Consider the following 13616-nt stretch of genomic DNA (forward strand, 5'->3'; position numbering starts at 1 on the left):
GTGACTCAGAATTCGAGTGCCGGCAGTGCCGACAACCGCCATCGCGTCATTCCGCTGGTCGAACAACACGAATTCTTCCAGCAGATCCTGCGTCGCAGTCCGGTCAGCCGCCGCGGTGTGTTGCGCGGCAGCGTCAGTGCCGCCGGAGCGTCGTTCCTGTTGGGCGGAACCCTTGCGGGCGCCGCCTCCGCGTCTGCCTCTACTTCTGCCGAGGAGATGACGACCACCGGCACGATCGCCGGCGGCTTCGTCGTCAACGGCCGCCACCTGTCCTTCGGGCCCGACCCGAAGCGGCAGATGTGGGTGGCCGGACAGCTGTTCAACCTCAACACCTACAACGCCGTGCCCTCCGGCATCAAGGTCGAGGTCGAATACGGCCACGAGGCCGGAGCCTACGGCCACACCGTCGCCGCCGAGATCAGGCAGCTGGTCACGCACGTGCCGGTGTGGAACGGGGTGCCGACCGGTCCGGTGACCGCGTCCCTGAACGACCTGCTGCGCGCCGACCAGTTCTACGTCCACGCGCTGATCGACTGCCTGGAACCCGGCCGCACCTACCACTACCGCTTCGTCTACACGAAGCACGGCGAGCGCGGCCACACCCCGGACGCCACCTTCACCACCGCACCGGACGGCCGCCGATTCCTGTCCCCGTTCACCTTCACCGCGTACGGCGACCAGGGCATCACCGGCGCCCCGGGCACCGGCCGCACACTCGACGACGCGCCCTCGCTCCAGCCGGAGTCCTCCAGCCACATCACGGACGACTACTACAAGCCGAGCGACCCCGACTACTTCGACCCGGCCTCCACGAGCGCACCCACCGACGTCTCACCGGTGGCCGCGCTGGTCACGCAGATCACCCGCGTGCGCAACCCGGTGAACCACACGCCGTCCCGCTTCACCCTGCTCGCCGGCGACATGTGCTACGCCAACCCCAGCGGGAACGCCCAGCCGATCATCAACCCGGCGGGCCCGGGCGGCAACCAGCCAGGGGACTCCAACACCCCGGTTCCGCCGCCGAACAGCGGAGGCTGGGACGACTACGACCCCTACGTGTGGACCAGTTACCTCACCACGATCGAGCCGAGTTCGGCGTCCACGCCGTGGATGTTCAACACCGGCAACCACGACGTCGAGCTGTTCACCACCTCGCTCGACGCCGACGCCGCGACCGTCGACGCCTACGGCAGGCTCGGCTACGGCGGCCACGCCAGCCGCATCGACATGCCCACCAACGGACCCAGGTCCTGCCCGTCGGTCTACAGCTTCACCTACGGCGACGTCGGCATCGTCAGCGCCGACGCCAACGAGCTGAGCTGGGAGATCCAGGGCCTGCTCGGCTACAGCGAGGGCGAACAGGCGTCCTGGCTGCGCCGGCGGCTCGGCGAGTTCCGCCACGATCCCGAGATCGACTTCATCGTCGTGTTCTTCCACCACTGCGCCTTCTCCACCTGCGACGGCCACTCCTCCGACGGCGGCGTGCGCAAGGTGCTGGCGCCCCTGCTCTCCGAGTTCGAAGTCGACCTCGCGGTCCAGGGACACAACCACATCTACGAACGCTCCAACCCCATCAAGTACGACGCCGCCACCAACACCGGGTCCTCCAGCGTGCAGGCGACCTCCAAGTCCTTCCACGAGGCGGCGACCGTGCATCCGCAGACCGACGGGACCACCTACATCACCGTGGGATCCGGCGGCCGGCCGCGCTACAGCTGGTCCGGCGCGGTGGAGACCGACCGCAACTTCCTCACCGGCGTCGACACCGGCGCGCCGGGGAACGGCACGACCGTCACCGCGGATCCGGCCACCTCCCAGGGCCCGTCGGCCGCACAGCTCGACTTCACCCGCGAGTACGAGACGGTGGACTGGTCGCAGGCCCGCTACAGCGACTACGCCTTCATCGCACTCGACGTGGTCCCCGCCGCCCCCGACGGCACCGCCACGATGACCATGCGGGCCATCAACGAGCAGGGCGTGGAGTTCGACCGCGTCGTGTTCAAGCGAGACGTGCGCAGGCGCGGCCCCTACAGCCTGTAGCGGTCAGCCACAAGTCGTCATTCCGACCCTCGACCCGCGCGCGACATCAGCCTTACGGTCGTAGGATGCCTGGCGGTCACACCGGCGGGCATACCTACGCAGTCCACGAATAACGAGGAAGCAGGCTGACAGCGGATGGCGGACTTCGGCGGATACCAGTACGAGATCTACTTCGACGGCCTCCGCGGGGTGGTGCCGCGCTTCCCGATGTCGTACGAGGGCTGGGAAGCCCGCGCGCAGGCCGCGATGTCGCCGTCGGTGTGGTCCTACGTCTCCGGCGGGGCCGGTGACGAGCACACCCAGCGCGCGAACGTCGCCGCCTTCCTGCGCCACGCACTGATCCCGCGCATGTTCGTCGGTGCCGACCAGCGCGACCTGTCGGTCTCGATGTTCGGCCTGACGCTGCCCTCGCCGTTGATGATGGCGCCGGTCGGCGTGCTCGGCCTGTGCACCCAGGACGGCCACGGCGACCTCGCGACGGCGCGCGCCGCCGCGAAGACCGGCGTCCCGATGATCGCCTCGACGCTGTCGGTGGACCCGATGGAGGAGGTCGCCGCCGAGTTCGGCGGCACCCCGGGCTTCTTCCAGCTCTACACCCCGACCGACCGCGACCTGGCCGCGAGTCTGGTGCAGCGGGCCGAGAAGGCCGGTTTCAAGGGCATCGTCGTCACGCTCGACACCTGGGTGACCGGCTGGCGGCCCCGGGACCTGTCCACGTCGAACTTTCCGCAGCTGCGCGGGAACTGCCTGGCCAACTACACCAGCGACCCGGTGTTCCGCGCCGCCGTGCCGCAGTCGTTCGAGACGGATCCGGGCGCCAGCGTGCTGCACTGGGCCGGGATCTTCGGCAATCCGCTGACCTGGGACGACCTGCCCTGGCTGCGCTCGCTCAGCACCCTGCCGCTGATCGTCAAGGGCCTGTGTCACCCCGAGGACGTGCGCCGGGCGCGCGACGGGGGAGTGGACGGGATCTACTGCTCGACGCACGGCGGCCGGCAGGCCAACGGCGGCCTGGCGGCCCTGGACGCGCTGCCCGAGGTGGTCGCCGCCGCCGACGGGCTGCCGGTGATCTTCGACTCCGGCGTCCGCAGCGGTTCGGACGTCGTCAAGGCCCTGGCGCTGGGCGCCGACGCGGTCGCGATCGGCCGTCCCTACCTCTACGGCCTGGCCATCGGGGGCGTCGACGGCCTGGTGCACGTGCTGCGCAGCATGCTGGCCGAGGCCGACTTGTTGATGGCCGTCGACGGGTATCCCACCATCGCCGACCTCACCCCGGAGGCGCTTCGCACCGTCGCCGGATAGGCCAGCGGCGATAGGCGCACGGCGAGTCAGGACGCTGTCTCCCAGCTCCCAGCTCCCAGCTTCCAGCCGGGTCAGCCGCGCGGATCCACCAGCCCGACGTCGTAGGCGATGATCACCGCCTGCACCCGGTCGCGGGCACCGATCTTCGCCATGGCCCGGCTGACGTGCGTCTTCACCGTCGACTCCGACAGGTGCAGCTTGGCTGCGATCTCCAGATTGGTCAGCCCCGCCGCCACCACGCGCAGCACCTCCAGCTCCCGCTCGGTCAGCGCGCGCAGCCGCGGATCCTCGGCCGGTCGGCGGTCGTTGCCGGGCAGCACCTTGGCGAACGCGTGCAGCAGCCGCCGGGTCAGCGCCGGGGCCACCACCGCGTCGCCGACCGCGACCGCCCGGATCCCGGCCAGCAACTCGTCGGGCCGGGCGTCCTTCAGCAGGAACCCGCTGGCCCCGGCCTGGAGCGCGGCGTAGACGTATTCGTCCAGGTCGAACGTGGTGAGCACGAGCACCCGCGAGCCCCCGCCGGCGGCCGTGATCCGGCGGGTCGCCTCGATCCCGTCCATCCCCGGCATGCGGATGTCCATCAGGACCACGTCCGGGGACAGCTCCGCCGTCCGGCGCACCGCCTCGATCCCGTTCTCAGCTTCGCCGGCGATGCTGACCCCGGGCTCGGTCTCCAGCACCATGCGGAAACCCATCCGCTGCAACGGCTGGTCGTCGACGATCAGGACACTGGTCATCGACGCTCAGGCCTCCTGCGCCACGAGCGGGAACCGGGCGGCCACCGTCCAGCCCCCGGCGTCGTTCGGCCCCGCCTCGGCCCGGCCCCCGGCCAGCGCCGCGCGCTCCCGCACCCCGGCCAGACCCTGGCCGCGCGAGTCGTGCGGCGTCGGCACGCTGCGACGCGACGCGGCGGTGCCGGCCGCGCCAGTCGCGCCAGTCGCCCCGGCCGAGCCAGTCGCCCCGGCCGGTCCGGTGTCGGCCACGCTCACCCGCAGCGACTGCGCGTCGGCCTCGATCACCACCTCAACGGTGGTGTCCGGTCCGGCGTGCTTGAGGCTGTTGGTCAGCGATTCCTGCACGATCCGGTAGGTCGCCGACTGCAGGCCGCGCGGCAGCGCCGCGGTGTCGCCGCCGGCCCGGCAGGACACCCGCGGCCCGGCCGCGCGCGTGCGCTCCAGCAGGTCCGAGATGTCCGCGACCCCCGGCTGCGGCGCGAACGCCTGCGCGCCGACGCCTCCCAGGACGCCGGCGCCGCTCCCGCCCTCGTCGACCTGGTGCTCCCGCAGCGCCCCGAGGGTCTGCCGCAGGTCGGCCAGGGACTGTCGGCTGGTCTCGGCGATCAGCTCGAACACCTGCCGGCCCCGCCACGGATGCGCCTCGACCTGGCGCGCGCCGCCGTCGGACAGCCCGATGATCACCGCCAGGCTGTGCCCGACGATGTCGTGGGTCTCCCGGGAGAACCGGGCCCGCTCGGCCAGCACGGCCAGCCGGGCCCGCTGCTCGCGGTGCTGCTCGGCGTGGTGCGCGCGCTCGGCCAGCGCGGCCAGCTGGGCCTGCCGCTCCCGGGCCATCAGCCCGAGTGCGGCGCTGGCGATGATGCCGGTGGCCAGGAAGAACAAGGAGACCAGGATCGGGCCCTGCACCGGCGCCATCCGCCACACCAGCACGACCAGGCTCGGTACGATCGCGCCGAGCGCCACGCGCAGCGTCGTCATGGAGCGGTACCTGGCGACCGTGTACAGGCAGATCATCCAGCTTATGTCGCTGGACGAACTCATCGCCGCCGCCCACTCGACGGTGCAGGCGGCGAGCACCACGCTGTACATGATCACCGGCGCCGGACGCCGCCAGATGATCGCTGCGGATTCCACAACGGAGGTGACGACCAGCAGCGGAGAGGCGTGCAGCAGCTCCGACCCGAGTCCGGCCTGCGTGGGCAGCAAGGTGAGCAGGAAGACACCCAGGGCCAGGGCCACGTCCTGCCGGTAGGGGTGTCCCTGGAACGCGGCTTGGACCCGGCGTGCGGATCTTGGCCACTCGAACGCGGGCCCGACCGGCCGCTGGGCCGTCGCCGGCCATTCGGGATCGGGCTCGGAACCGGGCTCGGGTGCCGAACCCCGCGTGACCGGCCGCGCCGCCGATTCGGCCAGGCCTGGCGTCAGGGCCGGGTCGGCCGGCGCGGCGGTCGTGCTGTCTACCCTCACCAGGAGGTCCACCATGGTTCTCCGTCACCTCCGGATGGCCGATGATCTGGCCGGAAGCTCGACGATAGTCGACGGTCCGAGGGCCGGTCGTCCGCCTTGAGGATGGGCCCGGGCCGGTACCGCGGTGCCACACGGACGGCCCGACTCGGCACTCCGGGACGGCGATCGGACACCCCAGCGTACCTAGGCTCGAATCCCGGGCTCGGCCGCAGGAGTCGACTCCCAGCGGCCGATGCGGGGCTGTCCCGGCGACGCCGGCGGGTCCGCGGAGAGGAACGATCATGAAGGAAGCAGTGCAGGGGGCCCGGGGCGGCGGAGACGCCGAACGGGGCTTCTTCCCTGGTCTGGGCCGGTGGGTCGCCCATCACCCGTGGCGGGTGATCGGGGCCTGGGTGGTCGTCGCCGTCGCGGTGGTCGGGTTCGCGCCCAAGCTGGCCACCACCACCGACGAGGCCAGCTTCCTGCCCAGCCACTACGAGTCGGTCCAGGCCCTGAACCTGCAGGAGGCCGCCTTCCCGCAAGCCGCCGCTCCGGCCGCCGTGATCGTCCTGGAGCGTGCCGACAACGGCGCGCTCACCGCCGCCGACTCAGCGGCGGTGAGCGCGCTGGCCACCAAGCTGGAGGCCGCGCACATCCCGGACGTCACGGCGCTCCAGGTCGGCCAGCCCACGCCGAACGGCCACCTGCAGACCATCGGCGTGCAGATGCCCACCGACAACGACCCGCAGCAGAAGCACCAGACCGACGCGGTCAAGGCGCTGCGCACGCAGTTGCAGGCCGACCTGGCCGGCAGCCAGCTCAAGGGCGGCATCACCGGCTCGGCGGCGCAGACCCTGGACTCCCAATCCTCGGGCAACAAGGCCGAGGCGTTGATCGGCGTGGCCACCATCGGCCTGATCCTGGTCCTGCTGCTGATCATCTTCCGCAGCCCGGTCGTGGCGCTGCTGCCGATCATCACCATCGGCGTGGTCTCGCAGATCGCCGACGGGCTCATCGCCTGGGCCAGCAAGGCCTTCGACCTGAAGACCGACAGCTCGGTCACCTCGATGCTGATCGTGGTGCTGTTCGGCGTCGGCACCGACTACATCCTGTTCTTCATGTTCCGCTACCGGGAACGGCTGCGGGCCGGCGACAGCCCGAAGGACGCCGTGGCGGGCGCCGTCACCCGGGCCGGCGAGGCCATCGTCTCCGCCGGCGGCGCGGTGATCGTCTCGTTCATGGCGCTGGCGCTGTCCACGCTGGGCCTGTTCCGCTCCCTGGGCCCGGCGCTGGCGATCGCCGTCGCGGTCACCCTGGTCGCCGGCCTGACGCTGATCCCGTCGGTGGTCTCGCTGCTGGGCACGCGGGTGTTCTGGCCGTCCAAGGCCTGGCGCACCGAGCCGCGCGGCGCGCGCTTCGCCGCGATCGGCCGGTCGATGGGACGCCACCCGGCGCGCTTCGCCGCGGTCTCCGGCATCATCATGGCGGCGCTGGCGGTCGCCGCGTTCAGCTTCCGCCCGACCTTCGACCTGTCCTCCGGTTCGCAGGGCAAGAGCTCTGAGTCGACGGTGTGGCAGAAGAACCTGCAGGACGCCGCCTCGGCCGGCGCGACGATGCCCAGCCAGGTCATGCTGAAGTCGACGAACGGCGCCAAGCTCACCACCGGCGAGCTGGACTCCTACCGCAGCACGCTGGCCGCGATCCCGGGCGTGGCGCAGGTGTCGACGCCGTTCCCGAACGAGACGAACACCGTGGCGCTGTACTCGGTGACGCTGAACCACGACCCGTCCTCGTCGGCGGCGATGGACACGGTCAAGGGCCCGCTGCGCACCACCGCGCACCAGGCGGCGCCGGCCGGGACGGCCGCGGTGGTCGGCGGCACGACCGCGATCTTCGTGGACATCCAGTCCGCGGTGAACCACGACTACGCGGTGGTGTTCCCGGTCGCGGCGGTCATCATCACCCTGATCCTGGGCCTGGTGCTGCGCGCGGTCGTGGCGCCGCTGTACCTGATGGCCTCGGTCTGCCTGGGCTTCGGCGCCACCCTCGGAGCGACGGTGCTGCTGTTCCAGAACTCCGGCGGCAACAACGGCCTGATCTTCATGCTGCCGGTGATCATGTACATGTTCGTGGTGGCGCTCGGCACGGACTACAACATCCTGATGATCACCCGCCTGCGCGAAGAAGCGCGCGCCGGACGCAACCCCCGCGAAGCCGCGGCCGAGGCAGTCCGCCACGCCGGGCCCACGATCGCCGCCGCTGGCCTGATCCTGGCCGGCTCGTTCGCTTCGCTGATGCTGGCCGGCCAGTCGACCCTGACCCAGATGGGCTTCGCGATCTCGGCGGGCATCGCGATCGCGGCCTTCGTGATGTCGATGTTCTTCACCCCGGCGATCACCGCCCTCGTCGGCCACGCGGCCTGGTGGCCGGGACGCGCCGACGCCGCGCGGCCGTCGGGGGAGGCGCGCCACGACGGCGGCACCGAAGGGACGGAAGCATACGGAACCGCAGAGGCTTCGGCACGCCGGTAGGGCTCTGCTACGCGACCTCTTCCACTATCTTCGAACACTGCTACTATCGCGCATAGGTTGGTGGCACACACCCCCCGAGTGCCGACATCAACCGATGTGAGGAGTCCCGTGGCGACCGCACGTCGCCACGGGACTCGTTTCCTTTTGGCCCTACCGCAACGGTCGCCGGTAGTAGACGGACAGTCAATAGCAGCGCACTGATTCATGCGGCGGTGAGTAAGGATCCTGTCGCCGAGTTTGTAGAGTCGCTGCTGCGCTGGCAGCTCGCCGCGCCCCGCCCCTCAAGCCGAATCCCGCCGCACCACCGCCGGATCGAACAGGATCCGCTGCGCCCCCCGGGGCGCCGAGCCGTCCAGCCGCCCCAGCAGCAGCCGCCCGATCGCCTCGCCCTGCTCCAGTGGCCGGATCGACACCGTCGTCAGCGGCGGCGCGGTCAGTGCGGCGATCTCGATGTCGTCGAAGCCCATCACCGCCACGTCGCCCGGCACGCTCAGGCCCCGGGCCTTCGCCGCGTCCAGCGCCCCGAGCGCCACCACGTCGTTTGTGCACAGCACCGCGTCCGGTGCCTGGCGCAGCGCCAGCAGCCGCTCCATCGCGCGGGCGCCGCCGTCGCGGCTGATCTCTTCGCGCACCACCAGCGACGCCGAGAGCGGCATGCCCGCCTCACGCAGTGCGTGCCGGTAGCCCAGGACGCGGTTGGCGGGGGCGCCGACGCGACCGGCGCCGGTGATGAAGGCGATGCGCCGGTAGCCGTGCTCGATGAGGTAGCCGGCCGCGATCTCGCCGCCGGCCACGTCGTCGGACCTGACCACGTCGATCCCCGGTCGCGCGGTCCGCCCGCCGAGCAGCACCACCGGGATCCCGACCTCGGCGGCGGGGGAGACGCGCCGGTGGTCGGTCTGGTAGCCGGCGAACGCCAGGCCGTCGACGCGGCGCGTGATCATCTGCTGCACCGCCGCGTCCTCGGCCGCCGGGTCCGCGTCCGTGCTGGTCACCAGTACCTGGAGCCCCGCCGGGCCCAGCACGTTCTGCAGCCCGCGCGCGATCTGCGGGTAGAACGGGTTCGTGATGTCGGGGATCACCAGCGCCACGGTGTTCGTGCGCTGCAACCGCAGCCCGCGCGCCAGCTGGTTGGGCTCGTAGCCGAGCTCTGCGATCACCCGCCGCACTTTCGCCGTGGTCGCCGCCGACACCGGCCGCTGCCCGGACAGCACGTGCGAGACGGTCGTGATGCTGACCCCCACCTGCTGCGCGACGTCGGTGATGCTGACGTGCCGCTTGCGGCCCTTCTGCGCCATTGAGCTCTCCGATCCGTCGGCGTGGTAATCGTTGACACCTTTTGGGGCCCATGACATCCTGCTGAGCCAGCATACAAAACGTTTTGCAAAGGAACGCCGTGAACGACCCCAACCGCCTCCTCGACGCCTCCGGAGCCCTCCCGCAAGCCCAACCCCCGTGGTCGTCCCGCGACAGCCTGCGCATCACCCGCGTCCGCGCGATCGTCACCGCCCCTGAGGGCCAGCCCCTGGTCGTGGTCCGTGTCGACACCTCCGACGACGGCCTCCACGGCCTCGGCTGCGCCACCTTCACCCAGCGCTACGCGGCCGTCGCCGCCGCCGTCGACGAGCACGTCGGCCCGCTGGCGGTCGGCCGCCACCCGGCCGACATCGAGGACATTACGAGGCTGATCCACTACTCCTCCTACTGGCGTAACGGCCCGGTCTTGAACAACGCGCTGTCCGGCCTGGACCAGGCGCTGTGGGACATCGCCGGCAAACGCGCCGGCATGCCGGTGTACGAGCTACTCGGCGGCCGGAGCCGCGCCGCGGTCGAGGTCTACTCGCACGCCGCCGGCGGCACGATCGAGGCGACGCTGGAGCAGGCAGAGCAGCTGATGGCCGAGGGCTACCGCAACGTCCGGCTCCAGGTCGGCGGCCCGGGCCTGGGCACGTACGGCGCCCCCGGCACCCCCGGCGGCTATCCGCGCTCGCCGCACCCGGACGGCTGGGCCGTCGAGCAGTACCTCCGCGACGCCCCGCGCCTGTTCGCCGCCGCCCGCGACCGGCTCGGCGACAGCGTGAACCTGATGCACGACGTCCACAGCCGCCTCACCCCGAAGCAGGCCGTGGTCCTGGCGCGCGCCCTGGAGCCCTACCGGCTCTCGTTCCTGGAGGACGTCATCGCCCCCGAGCTCTACGACCGCTTGCCGGAGGTGCGCGCCGCCTCGCCGGTGCCGATCGCAGTGGGCGAACAGCTCGGCTCGGTGCCGGACGCGGTGCGGCTGGTGCGCGACGGCGGCGTGGACCTGCTGCGGCTGCACACGTCCTCGGTCGGCGGCCTGACCCCGACCCGCAAGATCGTCGCGCTGTGCGAACTGCTCGGCGTGCGCACCGCGTTCCACTCCCCGGCGGACGTCTCGCCGGTCGGCGTCGCGGCGAACCTCGCCGTGGACATATCCACGCCCGCGTTCGGGTATCAGGAGTCGCATACGTACAACGACGCCACCCACGAGGTCTTTCCCGGCACGCCGGTGGTGCGCGAGGGGCACATGTACCCCTCGGACACGCCGGGCTGGGGCATCGAGATCGACGAGCAGGAGGCGGCGAAGTACCCGCCGGTGAAGTTCCTGCACGAGCGGTGGTCGGCCGGCGTGCGTCGGCCCGACGGCGGGCTGGAGGCCCCGTGAGCGCGGTGAGCCCCGTAATTGCCGCGAGTGTCGCGAGCGCCGTGAGCCCGGAGTCCCCCACCCCGCGGCGGGTCCTGGTGACCGGCGCCGCGGGCCTGGTCGGCCGGGTGGTCACGCGCGCCTTCGCCGGCCACGGCGCCGCGGTCACCGCGCTGGTCTACGAGGACCCCGGCGACCTGGCCGAGATCGGCGCGGACCGGGTCGCGGTCGGCGACGCCGGCGACCCGGACCTGGTGCGCGAGGCGCTGGCCGACGTGGACGCGGTGGTGCACCTGGCCGCGCTGCCGACGCCGGAGCACGGCACCCCGCTGCAGGTGTTCGGCGGTAACACCCAGGCCACGTTCAACGTGCTTGAAGAGGCGGGTCGCCTAGGCGTCCGGCGCGCGGCGGTGGCCAGCAGCCTCTCGATCCTCGGCCTGCCCTGGGCCCGTCGGACGCTGCACCCGGCGTACGTTCCGATCGACGAGGACGCGCCGTTGCAGCTGGAGGACCCGTACGGGCTGTCCAAGCAAGTGGACGAGGCGACGTCGGAGATGATGGCGCGGCGGCACGGGATGGACGTCGTCGCGCTGCGGTTCCCGTTCATCAGCGACGACGTGCGCGCCGCGTGGCGGTTGCCGCTGCTCGCGGACGACCCGGCGGCCGGCGCGCCGGAGCTGTGGACGTACCTTGACGTGCGCGATGCGGCGGAGGCGGCGTGGTTGGCGATAACTGTGCCGCTGCAAGGGTTTCACAAGGTGTTCGTAGCTGCGCCCGACACGTTCGTGCCGTATCCGACTGCTGATTTGCTCGCGGCCTACCACCCCGACGCCGAGGTGCGCGCGCCGATGCCGGGACGCACGGCGCCGCTGGACCTGCGGGCTGCGGAGCGGCTGCTCGGGTTCGAGGCCCGGCACGTGCTGGACCTGGAGCCTCGGCCGTGGCCGCCGTCCGATCCCGCGCAGGATGTGCCAACCCCGCCGCCTTCCTAGACTGGCCCCATGGCCCGGCTCAACGACGAGGTCGGCGCGCTGCTCCGCGAGTACGCCGACCTCATCCTCCTCACCGGCGGCAACGCGTTCCGGGCCCGGTCCTACGAGAAGGCCGCCCGCTCGGTCGGCGGCTATCCGGGGGACCTGGCCCACCTGGACGAGGCGGGCCTGCGCGCCATTCCCGGCGTCGGCGACTCGACCGCGGACAAGATCACCGAGTACGTCGCCACCGGCCGCATCGCCGCGCTCGATGCCCTGCGTGCCAAGATGCCGCCCGGCGTCCGGGAGGTCACCCAGATCCCCGGCGTCGGCCCCAAGACGGCCGTGCTCCTCTACCGCAAGCTCGGCATCAAGTCCGTCGACGAGCTCCGCAAGGCCGCCGACGAGGGCAGGCTCAAAGGCCTGCCCGGTCTCGGCGACAAGACAGTCGAGAACATCCGCCACGGTATCGACCAGCTCAGCCTGACCTCCGGCCGGACCCTGCTGAACACCGCCCTGGACCTGGCCGAGGACCTGGTCGCCGAGATCGGCGCCGTCCCGGGCTGCGAGCAGTGCGACTACGCCGGATCCCTGCGCCGCATGCGTGAGACCGTCGGCGACATCGACATCCTCGCCACCGCGACCGACTCCGCGCCGCTGATGGCCGCGCTGCTCGGCCGCCCCGAGGTCGCCGACGTCATCGGCAGCGGCACGACCAAGACCTCGATCCGCACCGACAAGGGCTTGCAGGTGGACCTGCGCGTCGTCCCGCCGGCCGACTGGGGCGCCGCACTGATCTACTTCACCGGCTCGCGCGCCCACAACATCAAGCTCCGCGGCCGGGCCGTCAAGCAGGGCCTGAAGCTCTCCGAATACGGCCTCTTCGACGTCGACTCCGGCAAGAAGCTCGCCTCACGCACCGAGAAGGAGGTCTACGCCGCGCTGGACCTCCCGTGGATCCCGCCGACCCTGCGCGAGGACCGCGGCGAGATCGAGGCGGCGCTGGCAGGTGACCTTCCGGACCTGGTCCAGCTCAAGGACCTGCGCGGCGACCTGCACACGCACACCGACCTCACCGACGGCCTGGCCTCCCTGGAGACGATGCTGGAGACCGCGGCGGGCCTCGGCTACGCCTACTACGCCGTCACCGATCACGCGCCGAACCTCGTGATGCAGCGCATGACGGACGACAAGATGCTGGCCCAGCGCGACCGTGTCCGAGAACTGGACCGCACCTACCGCGGCATGCGCCTGCTGCACGGCACCGAACTCAACATCGACGCCGCCGGCGACGTGGACTGGCCCCCGGAGTTCCTGGCCGGCTTCGACATCTGCGTGGCCTCCATCCACTCCTCCTTCGGCCTGGACCGCGCCGCCCAGACCAAGCGCCTGATCCGAGCATGCGAGAACCCTCACGTCGACATCATCGGCCACCTCACCACCCGCCTCCTCGACCGCCGCCCACCCATCGACGTCGACCTCGACGCCGTCTTCGCCGCAGCCGCCCGCACCGGCACCGCCCTGGAGATCAACGCCTCACCCCAACGCCTTGACCTGAACGACGAGCAGGTCATGGCCGCGAAGAAGCACGGGGTGAAGTTCGCGATCGACAGCGACGCCCACTCCACCCCGGCCCTGGAGAACCAGCGCTTCGGCATCGCCATGGCACAGCGCGGCTGGCTCACGAAGGACGACGTCATCAACACCTGGAGCCTGACGCGGCTTCGCAGCTTCCTACGGAAGCCCGAGGCGCGGTAGCAAGTGGTGCCGTGCTGCCCGCTGCAAAATGTTGTGCTGTTGACCTATGTGTTGGTGTTGGTGTCGGGTGGGTGTGGCGGGTGCGGTTTGTTTGTGGGTTTTAAGGGCTTTTTACGGCTTCGCGCATGGTTTGATGGCCTCGCGGGGGCGCAGTTCGGTGGTGCCA

General features: G+C 71.3%; 9 protein-coding genes. 6 read left to right on the top strand and 3 right to left on the bottom strand.

The window, feature by feature from the left end; all coding sequences use genetic code 11:
- The gene (locus tag GWK61_RS59730; RefSeq protein WP_194911569.1) at nt 1–2040 is read left to right on the top strand and encodes a metallophosphoesterase family protein; all 2040 of its coding nucleotides are present in this window, start codon (nt 1–3) and stop codon (nt 2038–2040) included.
- A gap of 135 nt (nt 2041–2175) precedes the next feature.
- Entirely contained in the window at nt 2176–3342 is a 1167-nt protein-coding gene (locus GWK61_RS24210; protein WP_194911571.1) for an alpha-hydroxy-acid oxidizing protein, read from the top strand.
- A 71-nt stretch (nt 3343–3413) separates the two neighbouring features.
- On the opposite strand, the gene GWK61_RS24215 is transcribed toward GWK61_RS24210, so the two are convergent.
- Nucleotides 3414–4079, bottom strand: coding sequence for a response regulator (locus GWK61_RS24215; RefSeq protein WP_194911572.1), 666 nt, complete (start codon nt 4077–4079; stop codon nt 3414–3416).
- Between the two features lie 6 nt (nt 4080–4085).
- Nucleotides 4086–5561, bottom strand: a complete 1476-nt coding sequence (locus GWK61_RS24220; protein ID WP_194911573.1) for a sensor histidine kinase — start codon at nt 5559–5561, stop codon at nt 4086–4088.
- Nucleotides 5562–5827: 266 nt separating this feature from the next.
- On the opposite strand from GWK61_RS24220, the gene GWK61_RS24225 reads away from it, so the two are divergent.
- Complete coding sequence (locus GWK61_RS24225; protein WP_194911574.1) at nt 5828–8056, top strand: MMPL family transporter; 2229 nt, start codon at nt 5828–5830, stop codon at nt 8054–8056.
- A 281-nt stretch (nt 8057–8337) separates the two neighbouring features.
- Here GWK61_RS24225 and GWK61_RS24230 read toward each other — a convergent pair whose 3' ends face one another.
- Nucleotides 8338–9354 carry a LacI family DNA-binding transcriptional regulator gene (locus tag GWK61_RS24230; protein ID WP_194911575.1) on the bottom strand — a complete coding sequence of 339 codons (1017 nt, stop codon included), beginning with the start codon at nt 9352–9354 and terminating at the stop codon, nt 8338–8340.
- 98 nt (nt 9355–9452) lie between these two features.
- On the opposite strand from GWK61_RS24230, the gene GWK61_RS24235 reads away from it, so the two are divergent.
- Genes GWK61_RS24235 through polX form a run of 3 tightly spaced genes read left to right on the top strand, consistent with a single transcriptional unit; the run spans nt 9453 to nt 13450 of the window.
- Nucleotides 9453–10742 (top strand): enolase C-terminal domain-like protein, encoded by a 1290-nt coding sequence (locus tag GWK61_RS24235; RefSeq protein WP_194911576.1) that lies wholly within the window; start codon nt 9453–9455, stop codon nt 10740–10742.
- Complete coding sequence (locus tag GWK61_RS24240) at nt 10739–11713, top strand: NAD-dependent epimerase/dehydratase family protein (RefSeq protein ID WP_323747727.1); 975 nt, start codon at nt 10739–10741, stop codon at nt 11711–11713. Before GWK61_RS24235 ends, GWK61_RS24240 begins: the two co-directional genes overlap by 4 nt.
- Nucleotides 11714–11722: 9 nt before the next feature.
- Nucleotides 11723–13450, top strand: coding sequence for a DNA polymerase/3'-5' exonuclease PolX (gene polX / locus GWK61_RS24245; RefSeq protein WP_194911578.1), 1728 nt, complete (start codon nt 11723–11725; stop codon nt 13448–13450).
- Nucleotides 13451–13616 lie beyond the last annotated feature (166 nt).

Origin of the sequence: Catenulispora rubra, from assembly GCF_015356825.1 — a bacterium.
GTDB lineage: Bacteria > Actinomycetota > Actinomycetes > Streptomycetales > Catenulisporaceae > Catenulispora > Catenulispora rubra.

Coding starts and splice junctions, on each gene's coding strand:
- GWK61_RS24215 (WP_194911572.1), bottom strand. CDS start 4,079: ATGACCAGTGTCCTGATCGTCGACGACCAGCCGTTGCAGCGGATGGGT.
- GWK61_RS24225 (WP_194911574.1), top strand. CDS start 5,828: ATGAAGGAAGCAGTGCAGGGGGCCCGGGGCGGCGGAGACGCCGAACGG.
- polX (WP_194911578.1), top strand. CDS start 11,723: ATGGCCCGGCTCAACGACGAGGTCGGCGCGCTGCTCCGCGAGTACGCC.
- GWK61_RS24230 (WP_194911575.1), bottom strand. CDS start 9,354: ATGGCGCAGAAGGGCCGCAAGCGGCACGTCAGCATCACCGACGTCGCG.
- GWK61_RS24210 (WP_194911571.1), top strand. CDS start 2,176: ATGGCGGACTTCGGCGGATACCAGTACGAGATCTACTTCGACGGCCTC.
- GWK61_RS24220 (WP_194911573.1), bottom strand. CDS start 5,561: ATGGTGGACCTCCTGGTGAGGGTAGACAGCACGACCGCCGCGCCGGCC.